This window comes from Leifsonia sp. PARNA 1/14 (assembly GCF_055720965.1).
This window is the reverse complement of record NZ_JBVQSP010000002.1, coordinates 632,415-646,599: the sequence shown is the minus strand read 5'-3', so window position 1 is coordinate 646,599 and position 14,185 is coordinate 632,415. Positions and strand designations below refer to the sequence as shown.

Below are 14,185 nucleotides of genomic sequence, written 5' to 3'. Positions count from 1 at the left end.
CTAGGCTGGTCGCCATGCCCTCTGATTTCGTCGCCGATCCCGCCCGCTACGACTCCATGCCCTACCGTCGCGCCGGACGCAGCGGCCTCCGGCTGCCTCCGCTCTCGCTCGGCCTCTGGCAGAACTTCGGCACCGCTCGCGCCTTCGACACCCAGCGCGCGATCGTGCTGCGCGCGTTCGACCTCGGCGTGACGCACTTCGACCTCGCCAACAACTACGGGCCGCCTCCCGGCGCCGCCGAGGAGTTCTTCGGCCGCATCCTGGCGACCGACCTCAAGCCGTATCGCGATGAAATCGTCGTATCCACCAAAGCCGGTTATCTGATGTGGCCCGGCCCGTACGGCGAATGGGGCTCGCGCAAGTCGCTGCTGTCGTCGCTCGACCAGAGCCTCACGAGGCTCGGGCTCGACTACGTCGACGTCTTCTACCACCACCGTCCCGACTCCGAGACGCCGCTCGAGGAGTCGATGGGGGCGCTGACGACGGCCGTCGCCCAGGGCAAAGCGCTCTACACCGGTGTGTCCAACTACGACGCGGAGCAGACGGAGGCGGCCGCTGCGCTGCTCAGGGATGCGGGAACGCCGCTGCTGCTGCACCAGCCGCGCTACTCGATGTTCGACCGCACTCCGGAGGAGGGTGTGCTCGACGCGGTGGAGGCCGCCGGCGCAGCCGCGATCGTGTACTCGCCGCTCGCCCAGGGCATGCTCACCGACCGCTACCTGAACGGTGTGCCGGAGGGCTCGCGCGCGGTCACGAGCGTGTTCCTGCACGGGTCGGACCTGACGGACGACGTGCTGACGAAGGTGCGCGTGCTCAACGAGATCGCCGCCGCGCGCGGGCAGAGCCTCGCACAGCTGGCGCTGCAGTGGGTGCTGCGCGAACCGGTCGTCGTGTCCGCCATCATCGGCGCGAGCAGCGTCGGGCAGCTCGAGCAGAACCTCGGCGCCCTCCGCGCTCCCGCCCTCACCGACGGCGAACTCGCCGCGATCGACGCCGCGCTCGCGTAGGCCTCGAACGATCGGTCCCGACACGCCGTCACGACCTCCGTCCTTGCGGCGTGTCGGGACGGATCGTTCTCAGGCGAGGGTCGGGAGGGTGCGCAGCGCCTGCTCGACGTGGGAGGTGAGGGTCGCGTCGGGGGGCCCGGCGATCCACTGGGCGAAGCCCACGTGGAACGCGCCGACCGCGGCCTGACCCGCCAGGCTCGCTGCCGGCTCGGCGACGCCGCGCGCACGCAGCGCCTCGCCGCTCGCCGTGGCGAGCGATGCCAGCTTGAGCAGCTCACGCTCCTGGAGGCTCGGGTTCGCTGCGATGACCGCCGAGCGCCGGCGCGGAAAGTCCGCACCCCGGCTGTCGATGAGCGCGGCGGCGGCGCGCATCCCATCGGCCGCCACCGCGAACGGCGGCGCGTCGGCCGGTGCGGCCGCGATCGCCGCGAGCACGGCCTCCTGCATCGCGGATGATCCCGCGAAAAGCACCTCGCGCTTGTCGGCGTAGTGCCGGAAGAAGGTGCGCTCGGTGACCCCGGCGCGCTCGGCGATATCGGCGACGGTCGTGCCCTCGTAGCCGCGCTCGGCGTACAGCTCGATGGCCGCCTTTTCGAGGCGGCCGCGCGCGTCCGGTGTCCAGCGTCCCACGCCGCCAGTGTAGCGGTTGCGCGACTCCTGATGACAGTTGCTGACATCGGTGCTATCGTGATGCCAGTCACTGACGACAGTCACTGACATCAACGCGAACACCACCGACTCTGGAGGTCATTCCCATGCGCGTCTTCGTCACCGGAGCATCCGGCTGGATCGCATCCGCCGTCCTTCCCGAACTGCTCTCCGCCGGCCACGAGGTGACCGGCCTCGCCCGCTCCGACGCCTCCGCCGAGCGCATCCGCGCAGCCGGCGCCACCCCGGTGCCCGGCTCGCTCGACGACCTGGAGAGCATCCGGTCGGGCGCCGCGGCAGTCGACGCCGTCATCCACCTCGGCTTCAAGCACGACTTCTCCGACTACGCCGGGGCCGGCCGCACCGAGCGCGCGGTCGTCGCCACGATCGGCGACGAGCTCGCCGGCTCCGACCGGCCCTTCCTCTTCGCGTCGGGCATCGTGGCGCGACCGGGCGAGTTGCTGACCGAGGACGTCCCGTCGCCCTTCGTCGGCGCCGATGCGCCACGCGGAGGCGGCGAGGCGTTCGCGTTCGAGTACGCCGATCGCGGCGTCCGACCCGTAGCACTGCGGTTCTCGCCGACGGTTCACGGCCACGGTGACCACGGCTTCAGCGCCGAGCTGGTGCGGGTCGCCCGTGAGAAGGGCGTCGCCGGCTACGCCGATGACGGCAGCAACCGCTGGCCGGCCGTGCATCGGCTCGACGCGGCGCGCCTCGTGCGCCTCGCGCTCGAGCAGGCGACCCCCGCGGCGCGCGTGCACGCCGTGGGCGAGGAGGGCATCCCGACGCGCGAGATCGCCGAGGCGATCGGAGCCGGTCTCGGCCTCCCCGTCGCATCGATCGCGCCGGAGGATGTGGACGAGCACTTCGGCTGGATCGGCCGGTTCTTCAGCATGGACGTCCCGGCCTCCAGCGCCATCACACGCGAGCGCTACGGATGGACGCCCAGTGGCCCGACACTGCTCGAGGACGTCGCGTCGGGCGCCTATTTCGACGCGGTTCCCGCGCGCTGACTCCGACCTCGGTCGCGGGCTCGAATCTCGGTCGTGGTCGGCAGGAGGCCGAGGAGCGCGGCCGCCAGGAAGCACACGGCCCCGCCCACCGTCCCGACGCCGGTCCAGAACGGGCTGAGGAGGGCATCGGTGCCGGGCAGCTCGAACGCCCCGACGGCCGCGAAGCCGAACAGCACCGACCCGGCCAGATTGAGCCAGCCTCCCGCGCTGTCTCGTCGGTCGGCGCGCTGGCGCGCGAGCGCCATCACCGCGAGCACGCTCGACACCAGGAAGCAGATCGAGCCGTAGACGTCTGGGCGCCAGCCGCTGTTGCCGGCGGCTCCGGCCGGCACGGCCAGCGCGAGCGCGAGCGACGTGCTCGCGTTGAAGAACAGCGTGCCGACGAACTGGATGACGGACGAGCTGCGGTTCGGGAGGCCGAGCGCCAGCCCGGCGCCGAGGGTGAAGAAGATCGACCCGACCACGAACACGACGTTCGTCGCGATCGCCCCGATCGCGGCGGCGATCGACGGCAGGGCGGCGAACGCGAAGCACGCGGAGCCGATGGCGAAGGAGGCGTCCGAGAGCAGAACCCTGTTCCGCTCCCAGGCGCCTCCTTCGCCGTTCACGCCGGCTCCGCTCACTGCGTCCCGCTCACGCGCCGAGCGCTCAGTGCGCGAAGTGCGCCTTGGTGCGTGCGGACTCCGTCGCCTTCGCCCCCGCCTCGGTCTGGGTTCCGGCCTTCTGCGCCTGCTCACCGAGCTCGGCGCAGACCGCCCGCACGTCGCGCACGAGGTCGGCCGCGAGATCGGCGTTGAAGCCGTCACGCACGACGACCCGCAACACCGCGACGTCCGTCGCGTCGGCCGGCATCGTGTACGCCGGCACCTGCCAGCCCCGGGCGCGCAGCTCATGCGACACCTGGAAGACGGTGTAAGGCGTGCCGTCCTTCAGCGCGAACGCGAGCACCGGGATGGCTGAGCCGTCGGTGATGATGTCGATGGCGGGGTCTTCGGCGAGACCCGTCGATATCAGCAGTGCGGTATCGCGCAGCGCCTCCATGATCGCGGTGAACCCCGACCGGCCCAGCCGCACGAAGTTGTAGTACTGGCCGACGATCTGATTGCCCGGCCGCGAGAAGTTCAGCGTGAACGTCGGCATGTCTCCGCCGAGGTAGTTCACGCGGAAGACGAGGTCCTCCGGAAGCTGCTCCGGTGACCTCCACACCACGAACCCGATGCCCGGATAGGTGAGCCCGTACTTGTGGCCGCTGACGTTGATCGAGACCACTCGCGGCAGGCGGAAGTCCCACTCCAGCTCGGGGTGCAGGAACGGCACCACGAAGCCACCGCTCGCAGCGTCGACGTGCACCGGGACGTCGGGGCCTCCCGAGGCCGCCAGCGCGTCGAGGGCCGCGCAGATCTCGGTGATCGGCTCCAGCTCACCCGTGTAGGTCGTGCCGAGGATGCCCACGACGCCGATGGTGTTCTCGTCCACCGCATCGACCACCTGTTCCGGCGTGATGACGTAGCGGCCTTTCGCAACCGGGAGGTAACGCGGTTCGACCTCGAAGTAGCGGCAGAACTTCTCCCACACCACCTGGACGTTCGCGCCGAGCACCAGGTTGGGAACGCCTGCGGGCTCGGTGCCCCCGGTCGGCCCGGCGCGGCGCGCACGCCAGCGCCACTTGAGCGCGAGACCCCCCAGCATCACGGCCTCGCTGGAGCCGATCGTCGCGGCTCCCGTCGGCTCCCCCGGTTCGGCGTGGAAGAGGTCGGCGACGATCGAGACGCAGCGGCGCTCCATCGCGGCGGTCGCCGGGTACTCGTCTTTGTCGATCATGTTCTTGTCGAACGCCTCGGCCATCAGGATCTCGGCCTCCGGATCCATCCACGTCGTGACGAACGTCGCGAGGTTGAGTCGCGAACTGCCGTCGAGCAGCAACTCGTCGTGGATCAGACGGTAGGTGGACGCCGGGTCGGTCGCCTCGTCGGGCAGCACGCTCGGCGGGCTCTTGCGCGAGAGCCGCCCGGTGTAGGCGGGAGCGAGGCGGGTGTCCACGCTCGCCGATGGGATGTCTGACTCGAGCGGCGCCATGCGCGCCCCCTTCCGGTGCCGCGGATCACTTCTTGGGAAGCGTTCCGATCTGGTTTCCACTGATGTCGTAGACGACCATGGTGTTTCCCTTGGCCGTTCCGGTCGCGGCCTTGCCCAGCCACTCGTCGACCCCGGTGCACGCCATCATCGTGCTCGCGATGGGACCGAACGTGATGCTGTCGCCGTCGATCGAGCCCCGGCCGGTGAGCCGGTTGCAGCCGTCGGTGCCGGAGAACGCACCATCGTTCTCGATCGTGAGATTCGGTTGCTTCGCGGCGGTCGAGCCCCAGGTGCCGACCAGCGCAGCACCGCTCGGGGTCCCGGCGCAGCCGGCGAGGAGGCCGACGACGGCCGCGCTGGCCGCGCACGCGGCGAGCAGGCCAGCGGGCGCCCTCCGGATCGTTCGCGTCATGGTCGCCCTCCCCGTCCGCTGTCCGCCGCGCGGGGCGGACCGGCCTTCACGAGGCCGAGGATAGCGGTGCGCGGCGAATGCGCAACAGGGTCCGCCGAAGGCCGCTCAGCCGCCGGAGACGTCCGCGGCGGCGTCGTCGGTGAGGTCGTCCACCAGCGCGAGCACGCGAGGACTGCCCAGGATGCGGAAGTGGCCGCCGACCGGAACCCGGATGTTGCGCGCGCCCGGCAAGGCGCAGCCTCCCGGGATGTGCGGGTCGAACCAGCCCCAGATCGACACGATGCGCGAGACGTCGACGTCGGCGACGGCCAGTCGGGCGAACTCGGGGCCGGAGGGCCGCAGCGCGTAGACGGCGGGGATCGGGATCCAGTGCGCGAGCACCGACCCGGAGAACGGAGTCGAGATCGCGACCACGCGGCGGATTCGGGCGGCGACCTCCGGCCGGCCGAGCAGCGTGCTCGCCACGAGCCCGCCCTTGCTGTGCGCGACGATCGTCACGTCGCCCAGGTGGTTCTCGAGCAGGTGGCGCTGCACCCGATCGGCGGCCTGCTCGAGCGACATCCGGTTGTCGCCGAGGGCGGACACGACGTGCACGGGGTGCCCGGCGGCGTGGAGGCGGCGGGCCAGCGGGTGAAGGAACCGCCAGGTCTCGTAGATGCCCGGCAGCAGCACGACGGGTTCGCCGGTTCCGCTGTCGTCGACGAGCGCGGCGGGCTCGCCGCGGTCGAACGCCGCGCGCAGCTGGTGCCGGAGGACGTACTCCCAGTCGGCGAGCAGTACACCGAAACGACGCAGCAGGTGGAGGCCGCGCATCCGGGCGGGACGCCTCTCCACCGTTCGCTGCTCCACCAGCACAGCATCGCGCGTGCGGGCGCTCTTGCCAAGCCGTGCGCTCTTGCCAAGCCAGGGAGCGAGGTGGATAGTTGCCGCATGGGCGACGTGATCGCATTCATCCTCTGTTTCCTGCTCTTCCTGGTGGGTCTCTTCCTGCTCGGCCTGGCCGACACTCTGCCCGCATGGGAGGGGCTGGTCTTCTTCGCCGGGATCCTCTGCGTCGCGCTCTCGTTCGGCATCCCGGTGCACGTACTGGGGCACTCCGAGCGCCAGTAGCGCGTCGGGCGGACGCCGTTACGATGGGCGGATGACGGATCGGCGGCCGGCGACGCTCAAGGACATCGCCGCCCGTGCGGGCGTCTCGCTCGCGACGGCCTCCAAGGCGCTGAACGGCCGCCAGCACGTGCGCGCCGAGACCCGGGAGCGGGTGCAGCGCGCGGCCGAGGAGCTGCACTTCTCGCCCAACACGCTGGCCCAGGGGCTGTTCGCCGGGCGGACGGGCACAGTCGGGCTCATCACGAGCGACCTCGACGGCCGCTTCTCCATCCCGGTACTGATGGGTGCGGAGGACGCATTCGGCGCCGGCAGCATGTCGGTCTTCCTCTGCGACGCCCGCGGTGATGCGATCCGCGAGCAGCACCACCTGCGTGCGCTGCTCTCGCGCAGGGTCGACGGCATCATCGTGCTGGGCGACACCGCGAACCCCCGTGCGACCATCGGGCGGGAGCTGCCCGTTCCGGTCGTCTACGCCTACTCGCCCTCCACGCATCCGGAGGACGTGTCGGTGGTGCCCGACAACATCCAGGCCGGGGCGCTGGCCGCCGAGCATCTCGTCGCGTGCGGCAGGTCGCGGATCGCCTACATTTCGGGAGACGTCGGCTATCACGCCGCGCGCGACCGCGTGCGGGGCGCGACGGAGGCTCTGCGGCGTGCGGGGCTCGAGCTGCTCGGCGGGGAGGCCCTCTACGGCGCGTGGAGCGAGGTGTGGGGGCGCGGAGCGGCCCACGCGGTGCTCAGACGATTCCCCGACCTCGACGCAGTGCTGTGCGGATCCGACCAGATCGCCCGCGGAGTGCTCGATGTGCTCCATGAGCTCGGTCGAGCGGTTCCCGACGACATCGCGGTCATGGGCCACGACAACTGGGAGCAGCTGGCCGCGCACGCGCGGCCTCCGCTCACCACGATCGACATGAACCTCCAGGAGGTCGGACGCCTGTCCGCGCGCCTCCTCGTCGAGGCGATCGAGGGCGGCTCGCCGACGGGCAACCACGAGGTGCGCGGCCGGCTGGTCCCCCGCGCGTCCACCATCCCCACCGCCTGAAGGCACGAGATTTGCGGCAAATGTCGCGAAAAAGTGCTTCTAGCGCAACATTTGCCGCAAATCTCGACCTCTTCAGGTCTCGGGGATCCAGATGCGCATGGTGGATGGGCCGCGCTCGGCCCAGTCGTGGTAGGCGACGAGGGGAACGTCGGCGGTCTCGGCGGCGCCGTCGGCGCCGGGTGCGCCGTAGGGCCAGGCGGACTCAGCGACGGGACGCCTGCGCAACCTCACGAGCACCGTGCCGTCGTCGTTCCGCGGCGGCACCGCGGTGTCGACGACCACGTCGGCGACGTCGCCCCAGCCGTCCGGGAGGTCGACGGACTCGAGCGCGTGCACCACCGGGCCGCGCTGCACCGCGACGGTGCCACGCACCGCGTCGATGCGCGGGTCGGCCCGCACGAAGCGCGGCGCCACCGGCAGATCGAGCACGACGGTCTCGCCTGCGCGGAAGGCCCGGCGGACCTCCGCGTAGCCGGGCGTCACCTCCGTGGTCTCGCCCGCCACCGTGAGGCGGGCTCCGGAGGCCCAGTCCGGAACGCGCAAGGCGAGCGTCCACGGCTCGCGCGCATCCCGGCCGACGACGACCTCCACACGCCCGTCGGCGGGGTAGGCGGTGGAGACGACCAGTTCGACCTCCTCGCCGTTCGCCAGCGTGGTCGCGATGCGCGAGGGCGCGAACTGCTGCACCTGCACGCCGTCGTCGGAGGCCGTCGCCAGGTAGGCGTCGAGGCTCGCGAGTGTGCGCGCCACGTTGGGTGGGCAGCACGACACCTCGAACCAGGGCGCCCGCAACGACGCCTCGGCGCGCGGCGACACGGTGTCGGGGTCGGCAGGCTCCCCCGGCGTGCGCCGGTGCAGCGTGTTCGCGTAGTAGAACGTGGTGCCGTCGGCCGACGGCGACGTCGCGACCACGTTGAACAGGGTCCGTTCCACGAGGTCGGCGTAGGCGCTCCCGCCGCGTGCCAGCAGCAGCCGCCAGCTGAACTGCACCGAGGCGATGCTCGCGCAGGTCTCCGAATAGGCGCGGTCCGGCGGCAGTTCGAAGTCGTCGCCGAAGGCCTCGTCCTGGTGGTGCGAGCCCTGGCCTCCCGTGATGTAGGTACGCCGGGCGACGGTCTCGGCCCACTGCCGCGCCAGCGCGTCGAGCAGCTCGTCGTCGCCCGTCTCGATCGCGACGTCCACGGCGCCCGACGAGAGGTAGTTGGCGCGCACGGCGTGCCCGCGCAGCACCTCGGCCTCCCGCACCGGCATATCGTCCTGGTAGTACGAGCGACCCCACTCGATGTCCCGGAGCACGCCGGTGCCCCTGCGCTCGACGAACAGGCGCCCCTGCTCGATGTAGCGGGCCTCCCCGGTCACGCGCCCGAGCTCGACCAGGGCCGTCTCGACCTCGGCGTGACCGCACACGGAAGGAATCCCGTCGGCCCCGAAGACCTCGCAGATCAGGTCGGCGAAGCGCGTCGCCACGGCGAGGAGGCCGTCGTCGGCGCCGGGACGCGTGCGTGCCCGCGCCACAGCCGCCTGGAACAGGTGCCCGCCGCAGTAGAGCTCGTGGCCCCATTCGAGGTCCGACCAGCGCGCACCCTGACCCGCACGGCCGAAGTTCGTGTTCAGGTAGCCATCGGCCTCCTGCGCGCCGGCGACCCGGGAGACCACCCGGCGGAAGCGCGCCTCGAGCTCGGCGTCGTCCTCGCGTCCCAGCTGCCAGGCGACAGCCTCCAAGAACTTGTAGACCTCCGAGTCGGAGAACTCCCGCCCGCGTCGGCCCTCCGGCAGTGCGCCGGCGGCGGCGAGATCGAAGTTGGGCAGCCAGCCCTCGCGTTCGAGCCAGTGCTCGATGTGGTCGAGCGTCGCGGTGGCGTTGACACGCTGGCGCTCGGCCCAGTATCCGCCGGTGATGCGCGACTCACAGAGACCCAGCGGACGCAGCCGTCCCGTGGAGGGCACGGCGGGCGCGAGCGGGAGGCCGAGGGCGCGGGTGGTGTCGGTCACAGTGCTTGTCTGAGGAGTTGACATCATCATCCCTTGAAGGCGCCGGACAGGAAGCCGCGCACGTAGTGTCGTTGCAGGATCAGGAAGAGCAGGATGCAGGGCACGGCGAGCACGACGACGCCGGCCTCGGTGGCCCCGTAGTCGACGACGCCCTGCACCTGCCCGCGGAGGTTGGAGATCGCCAGCGGCAGGGTCATCTTGTTGGAGTCGTTGATGAGGATGAGCGGGGCGATGAAGTCGTTCCACGCGGCCAGGAAGGCGAACAGCCCGACGGTGATCAGGCCGGGCTTCACCGCGGGCAGCAGCACGCGCCACAGCGAGCCGAACGTCGAGCAGCCGTCGACCATCGCCGCCTCATCCATCTCGCGTGGCACCGCTTCGAACGAGATGCGCATCATGAAGGTCGCGAACGGCAGCTGGAACATGGTCAGGACCAGCGCCACCCCGACCAGCGAGTTGGACAGCCCCACCAGGTTGAGCAGCACGTACAGCGGGATCAGGAGGGTCGCGTACGGCACCATCAGGATCGCCAGCGTCGCCATGAACAGCAGGTTGCGGCCCGGGAAGCGGAACCGCGCGAACGCGTAGCCGCCGAACAGCGAGACGACCAGCGTCAGTGCCACGGTCAGCAGCGACACGAACAGCGAGTTGCCGATGTAGACCCAGATGCCGGCCTGGTAGTTCGCCAGCGAGGCGTAGTTGCCGAGGCCCCAGCCGTGCACCTGGCTGGTGCCGGGCCGCGGGGCGATGGAGGACACGGCCGTCCAGATCAGCGGGTACAGGAAGATCAGCGCGAGGCCGCCGGTCAGCACCCAGTAGGGCGTGCGCGTGGCGACTCCGGCGATGCGCGAACCGGGCCTCCGCCCGGCCGGACGGCTCGGGGAGGTCGGGGCGACGCGCTCGACGGCGCGATCGGTCACGTCGGTGCCTGTCACCTCGGCGTGCGCGGTCATACGGCACCCTCCTTCTCGCCGAAGGCCCGGATCTGGGCGATGTTCACGATGATCAGGGCGATCAGCACGATGACCGAGAGGGCTCCGGCGACGCCGAGGTTGTTCGGCCCCTGGAAGGCGACGCTGTAGATGAGCTGCACGACCGTGATCGTGCTGTTGTCCGGGCCGCCCTTGGTCAGGATGTAGAACTGCTCGAAGGCGAGCAGCGACCCGGTGACGCAGAGCACGGTGGTCAGCGCGAGCGTCGGCCGCAGCAGCGGCAGGGTGACGCCGCGGAAGGTCTGCCACCGGCTCGCGCCGTCGATGCGCGCGGCCTCGTAGACCTCGTCCGGGATGCCCTGCAGGCCCACCAGCATGAGCAGCATGTAGAAGCCGGCGTACCTCCAGACGATGAGGAAGACCGTCGACCAGAGCGCGCCCGCCGGGGTGCCGAGGAACGTGAACCCCCACTGCTGCATCAGGTCGGCGAAAGGCCCGGCGATCGGCGAGTAGAGCACGTAGAACAGCAGGGAGGCCGAAGCCAGTCCCAGGGCGCTCGGCACCAGGATCGCGGTGCGCAGGAAGCCCTTCAAGCGCGTCGACTCCTGAACCAGCAGGGCGAGACCGAGGGCCAGCGCGAGGAGGATCACCGTCGTGACGACGGTGTAGGTGATGGTGAAGATCACCGAGTCGGTGAAGAACCGGTTGCTCACGGCCTTCACGTAGTTCTGGGGGAAGTTCCAGCCCTGGTTGCCACCGAGCAGCGGCCAATTCGACGCCGACATCTGCAGCACGAGCAGCAGAGGGATCAGGAACAGGAACAGGACGAACAGAGCCGTCGGGGAGGCGTAGAGCCAGCCGAGCCAGCGGCCGGAGGATCGCCTCCTGCGCGCTCGGGGCGCCGCACTGCGCCTCGTGGCGGCCGGTGCGCTCGCGGTCATGGGAGAGCCTTTCGTCGGGCGTGGCTGCGGAAGGAGAAGGGGCGGGCGCGCAGCACGAGCGCCCGCCCCGGTCCGTCACTGCGAGAGGACGGAGGTGATCTGCTTGTTGTCGGAGTCGACCGACGAGCCGTCGCCGAGCACGGCGTTGCGCACCATCGACAGCCAGGGGCTGTTGGTGGCGTTGAACGCCTCCTGGAAGTTGAGCGAGAACGGGGTCTCGCCCTCACCGGCGACCTTGTTGATCGTCACGACACGCGGATCCTTCTGCGCGTACTCGTTGTTCGCGAGATCGGAGCGCGAGACGACGTCGCCGTCCTTGGCCAGCACGCCGACCTGCGCATCCTCCGACATCATCCAGCTGAGGAAGTTCCACGCCTGCGCGGACTTCTTGGAGTCCTTCGAGATGCCGATGCCGTCACCGCCGACGAAGGTGGAGGCTCCGCCCTTCGGGCCGGGGATGCCGGCGACACCGGCATCGAACGGCGTCGACGAGAGCAGCGTCGCCGGGTAGAACATGAGCCCGACCTTGCCCTCGGTGAACCCGGCGGTCCAGGTGGGGCCGGCCTCGTCCTTCGACGACGGCAGGACGGCGCCCGACTTCCAGAGGTCCTGCCAGGTGCTGTAGACGTCCTTGGCGGTGCTGCTGTCGAGGAGGGACTTGGTGCCGTCCGCGTTCATCACCTGCTTGCCGTCTGCCCAGACCGTCGGGAACCAGGTGAAGACCAGGCAGCCGCCGCAGTTGAGGCCGGTGGCCGTGCCGTAGACGCCCGGCTTGTTGAGCGCCTGGATCTTCTTGGCGTCGGCGGCGTACTCCTCGAGGTTGGCCGGCGCCTTGTCCGGGTCGAGGCCGGCCTCTGTGAAGAGCTCCTTGTTCCAGAACAGCATCGACAGGTCGAGCACGAACGGGAGGACGTGCTCCTTTCCGTCGGCGGTGCCCGCCTTCAGGTGGCCCTTGTTGATGGTGTCCTTGTACGAAAGCCCGTTGATCTGGGAGCTGATGTCTTGGAACAGCCCCTGCTTGACCCAGTTCGGCACGTAGACGATGTCGGCCGCGAACAGGTCGGGGAGGCCTCCCGAGCCTGCTGCTGCGCCCACCTTGGCCACGTAGTCGTCGTTCGGCACGACCGTCAGCTCGACCTGGTTCTTGTGGCTCTTGTTGTAGGCCGCGACGAGGAGCTTGGCCTGCTTCTCGAGAGGGGCGCGGGTCCAGAGCGTCAGCTTGGAGCCGTCGTCGGTGCCGTTCTTGCTGATCGTCTGGGTTCCGGATGAGCCGTTGCCGGTGCCTCCGGAACAGGCGGCGAGCGCGATCGCCAGCGCTCCCGCGACGGCCGCAGCGACGATGCGTCGCGTGCGGGGGTGGAATTTCGTCATTGCATCTCCTGTGCTCATCTTCGAGGGTGCGGGGAGTGGTGCGTCATCGGCTGGTGAGGTGATCTTCTGTGAAACTCACCGAAATGGGTTTCGGATTGTTTTGGCAAGTAAATCCGGTGCCCCTCTTGTCTGTCAAGCCTTTTGATGGTGTATGTTTCCGAAAAGTCCGAAAACCTGGAGGCGAGGATGGCGAACCCCCCGACGCTCAGCGACGTCGCCCGCGCGGCCGGCGTGTCCATCGCCACAGCCTCCAAGGCGATCAACGGCCGCGCCGATGTCGCGGCCGGCACGCGCGCCCGGGTGATCGCGGCGGCCGAGCAGGTCGGATTCACTCCGAACGCGCTCGCGCAGAGCCTCACCGCCGGGAGGACGGGGACGGTCGGCCTGCTCACCAGCGACCTGGAGGGCCGGTTCGTCATCCCGATCCTGATGGGAGCGGAGGACGCGTTCGGCGCCGGCCAGGTCAATGTCTTCCTGTGCGACGCGCGCGGCGACACCATCCGCGAGCAGTACCACCTGAACGCGCTGATCAACCGCCGCGTCGACGGCATCATCGTCGTGGGACGCCAGACCGACCCGCGGCCGTCGCTCGGCCACGATGTGCCGGTTCCGGTCGTCTACGCGTACTCCCCCTCCGACGACCCCGCGGATCATTCGCTCACTCCGGACAACCTGAGCGGGGGACGGATGGCGGTGGAGCACCTGGTCGCCTGCGGGCGGACGCGCATCGCGCACATCACCGGCGACCCCGCGTACGCGGCGGCGCAGGACCGCGCCGTGGGCTTCGCCGCGGCGATCGCTGACGCCGGGCTGGAGCAGGTGGGCGAGACGTTGTTCTCGAGCTGGACCGAGGGCTGGGGGCGCGACGCAGCAACGATGCTGCTGCGCCGCCATCCCGACATCGACGGCATCGTCGCGGGCTCCGACCAGATCGCCCGCGGCGTGATCGACGCGCTACGCGACCTCGGCCGGCGCGTGCCCGAGGATGTCGCCGTGATCGGCTACGACAACTGGCAGGTGCTCGCGACGAACTCTCGGCCCGAGCTGACCAGCGTCGACAACAACCTCGAGGAACTCGGCCGGCTGGCAGCCCGCCGCCTCTTCGACGCGATCGACGGTCGCCCTCTCGAGGGCGGCACCGAGCGCCTCCCCGTGCGGCTCGTCATCCGCGGGTCGACGATCCCGCACCTCTAGCGCACCCCTCGACCACCGAGGGGCACGTTGCTGTCGCTTTCGGGGCACGAAAGCGACAACGACGTGCCCTTCGCGGAGATGCTGTGGCCGCGGCGAAGGACTGCTACATGTCTGGCGGGGTGTGCACGCCGCCGTCGGCGCGGAAGCCTGCGGTGGCCTCCTCATAGGTGGTGTGCTTGCGGGCGGGGTGCGACTCGGCGGGAGGCGGCACGTCTGCCCGGCTGAGAGCGTGCAGGACGAGCTGCTCGACGAGTTCGGCCGCCGTGGTCTCGCGGTGGCGGGCGATTCGCACCAGCGCGGCGAACTCGCGCTCGCCCAGACGGATGGTCAGGGGGATTCCCGCAGGCGCACGACCGGGGCCGTGAGCAGAGGCGGGCTCAGCGACATCAATACCGTGAGAATCCTTCATAATGGGCATCGTCTCATGGACGCGCTCTCTTTAGA

At 70.2% G+C, this 14,185-nt stretch carries 15 protein-coding genes; 5 read left to right on the top strand and 10 right to left on the bottom strand.

Features of this window, described 5'->3' with window-relative positions:
* The first annotated feature begins 14 nt into the window (after window positions 1–14).
* Window positions 15–1,007, top strand: coding sequence for an aldo/keto reductase (locus AC0HS0_RS08220; protein WP_472963042.1), 993 nt, complete (start codon window positions 15–17; stop codon window positions 1,005–1,007).
* Window positions 1,008–1,076: 69 nt separating this feature from the next.
* Here AC0HS0_RS08220 and AC0HS0_RS08215 read toward each other — a convergent pair whose 3' ends face one another.
* Window positions 1,077–1,637 carry a helix-turn-helix domain-containing protein gene (locus tag AC0HS0_RS08215; RefSeq protein WP_472963041.1) on the bottom strand — a complete coding sequence of 187 codons (561 nt, stop codon included), beginning with the start codon at window positions 1,635–1,637 and terminating at the stop codon, window positions 1,077–1,079.
* A gap of 125 nt (window positions 1,638–1,762) precedes the next feature.
* Between AC0HS0_RS08215 and AC0HS0_RS08210 the strand changes: the two genes are divergently transcribed.
* Window positions 1,763–2,668, top strand: a complete 906-nt coding sequence (locus AC0HS0_RS08210) for an SDR family oxidoreductase (RefSeq protein ID WP_472963039.1) — start codon at window positions 1,763–1,765, stop codon at window positions 2,666–2,668.
* Here the strand turns inward: AC0HS0_RS08210 and AC0HS0_RS08205 are convergent.
* The 4 genes from AC0HS0_RS08205 to AC0HS0_RS08190 all read right to left on the bottom strand — a co-directional run bounded on the left by AC0HS0_RS08205 (window position 2,641) and on the right by AC0HS0_RS08190 (window position 6,005).
* Window positions 2,641–3,291 carry a hypothetical protein gene (locus AC0HS0_RS08205; RefSeq protein ID WP_472963038.1) on the bottom strand — a complete coding sequence of 217 codons (651 nt, stop codon included), beginning with the start codon at window positions 3,289–3,291 and terminating at the stop codon, window positions 2,641–2,643. The genes AC0HS0_RS08210 and AC0HS0_RS08205 overlap by 28 nt on opposite strands.
* 25 nt (window positions 3,292–3,316) lie before the next feature.
* A complete protein-coding gene (locus AC0HS0_RS08200) occupies window positions 3,317–4,744 on the bottom strand; it encodes a glutamate decarboxylase (RefSeq protein WP_472963036.1) in 1,428 nt (475 codons plus the stop codon).
* Window positions 4,745–4,769: 25 nt separating this feature from the next.
* The gene (locus AC0HS0_RS08195; protein WP_472963035.1) at window positions 4,770–5,156 is read right to left on the bottom strand and encodes an META domain-containing protein; all 387 of its coding nucleotides are present in this window, start codon (window positions 5,154–5,156) and stop codon (window positions 4,770–4,772) included.
* A gap of 105 nt (window positions 5,157–5,261) precedes the next feature.
* Window positions 5,262–6,005: an esterase/lipase family protein gene (locus tag AC0HS0_RS08190; protein ID WP_472963034.1), complete on the bottom strand. Its 744-nt coding sequence runs from the start codon at window positions 6,003–6,005 to the stop codon at window positions 5,262–5,264.
* 81 nt (window positions 6,006–6,086) lie between these two features.
* On the opposite strand from AC0HS0_RS08190, the gene AC0HS0_RS08185 reads away from it, so the two are divergent.
* Window positions 6,087–6,266, top strand: a complete 180-nt coding sequence (locus AC0HS0_RS08185) for a hypothetical protein (protein WP_472963032.1) — start codon at window positions 6,087–6,089, stop codon at window positions 6,264–6,266.
* Window positions 6,267–6,297: 31 nt separating this feature from the next.
* A complete protein-coding gene (locus AC0HS0_RS08180; protein ID WP_472963030.1) occupies window positions 6,298–7,311 on the top strand; it encodes a LacI family DNA-binding transcriptional regulator in 1,014 nt (337 codons plus the stop codon).
* A 72-nt stretch (window positions 7,312–7,383) separates the two neighbouring features.
* On the opposite strand, the gene AC0HS0_RS08175 is transcribed toward AC0HS0_RS08180, so the two are convergent.
* The 4 genes from AC0HS0_RS08175 to AC0HS0_RS08160 all read right to left on the bottom strand — a co-directional run bounded on the left by AC0HS0_RS08175 (window position 7,384) and on the right by AC0HS0_RS08160 (window position 12,547).
* On the bottom strand, window positions 7,384–9,327 hold the full coding sequence (locus tag AC0HS0_RS08175; protein ID WP_472963028.1) for a glycoside hydrolase family 127 protein: 1,944 nt from the start codon (window positions 9,325–9,327) through the stop codon (window positions 7,384–7,386).
* Window positions 9,328–9,329: 2 nt separating this feature from the next.
* Window positions 9,330–10,256, bottom strand: coding sequence for a carbohydrate ABC transporter permease (locus AC0HS0_RS08170; RefSeq protein ID WP_472963026.1), 927 nt, complete (start codon window positions 10,254–10,256; stop codon window positions 9,330–9,332).
* On the bottom strand, window positions 10,253–11,176 hold the full coding sequence (locus AC0HS0_RS08165) for a carbohydrate ABC transporter permease (RefSeq protein WP_472963024.1): 924 nt from the start codon (window positions 11,174–11,176) through the stop codon (window positions 10,253–10,255). The genes AC0HS0_RS08170 and AC0HS0_RS08165 overlap by 4 nt, the downstream gene beginning before the upstream one ends.
* Window positions 11,177–11,251: 75 nt before the next feature.
* Window positions 11,252–12,547, bottom strand: coding sequence for an ABC transporter substrate-binding protein (locus tag AC0HS0_RS08160; RefSeq protein ID WP_472963023.1), 1,296 nt, complete (start codon window positions 12,545–12,547; stop codon window positions 11,252–11,254).
* Between the two features lie 186 nt (window positions 12,548–12,733).
* On the opposite strand from AC0HS0_RS08160, the gene AC0HS0_RS08155 reads away from it, so the two are divergent.
* On the top strand, window positions 12,734–13,741 hold the full coding sequence (locus AC0HS0_RS08155; protein WP_472963021.1) for a LacI family DNA-binding transcriptional regulator: 1,008 nt from the start codon (window positions 12,734–12,736) through the stop codon (window positions 13,739–13,741).
* A gap of 103 nt (window positions 13,742–13,844) precedes the next feature.
* Here AC0HS0_RS08155 and AC0HS0_RS08150 read toward each other — a convergent pair whose 3' ends face one another.
* Entirely contained in the window at window positions 13,845–14,150 is a 306-nt protein-coding gene (locus AC0HS0_RS08150) for a hypothetical protein (protein ID WP_472963020.1), read from the bottom strand.
* Between the last annotated feature and the right edge of the window lie 35 nt (window positions 14,151–14,185).

Bases quoted from the DNA above. Each gene is read 5' to 3' on its own strand.
- AC0HS0_RS08210 (WP_472963039.1), top strand. From the start codon at position 1,763: ATGCGCGTCTTCGTCACCGGAGCATCCGGCTGGATCGCATCCGCCGTC.
- AC0HS0_RS08155 (WP_472963021.1), top strand. From the start codon at position 12,734: ATGGCGAACCCCCCGACGCTCAGCGACGTCGCCCGCGCGGCCGGCGTG.
- AC0HS0_RS08150 (WP_472963020.1), bottom strand. From the start codon at position 14,150: ATGAAGGATTCTCACGGTATTGATGTCGCTGAGCCCGCCTCTGCTCAC.
- AC0HS0_RS08220 (WP_472963042.1), top strand. From the start codon at position 15: ATGCCCTCTGATTTCGTCGCCGATCCCGCCCGCTACGACTCCATGCCC.
- AC0HS0_RS08195 (WP_472963035.1), bottom strand. From the start codon at position 5,156: ATGACGCGAACGATCCGGAGGGCGCCCGCTGGCCTGCTCGCCGCGTGC.
- AC0HS0_RS08165 (WP_472963024.1), bottom strand. From the start codon at position 11,176: ATGACCGCGAGCGCACCGGCCGCCACGAGGCGCAGTGCGGCGCCCCGA.
- AC0HS0_RS08200 (WP_472963036.1), bottom strand. From the start codon at position 4,744: ATGGCGCCGCTCGAGTCAGACATCCCATCGGCGAGCGTGGACACCCGC.
- AC0HS0_RS08185 (WP_472963032.1), top strand. From the start codon at position 6,087: ATGGGCGACGTGATCGCATTCATCCTCTGTTTCCTGCTCTTCCTGGTG.
- AC0HS0_RS08170 (WP_472963026.1), bottom strand. From the start codon at position 10,256: ATGACCGCGCACGCCGAGGTGACAGGCACCGACGTGACCGATCGCGCC.
- AC0HS0_RS08180 (WP_472963030.1), top strand. From the start codon at position 6,298: ATGACGGATCGGCGGCCGGCGACGCTCAAGGACATCGCCGCCCGTGCG.
- AC0HS0_RS08175 (WP_472963028.1), bottom strand. From the start codon at position 9,327: ATGTCAACTCCTCAGACAAGCACTGTGACCGACACCACCCGCGCCCTC.
- AC0HS0_RS08160 (WP_472963023.1), bottom strand. From the start codon at position 12,547: ATGACGAAATTCCACCCCCGCACGCGACGCATCGTCGCTGCGGCCGTC.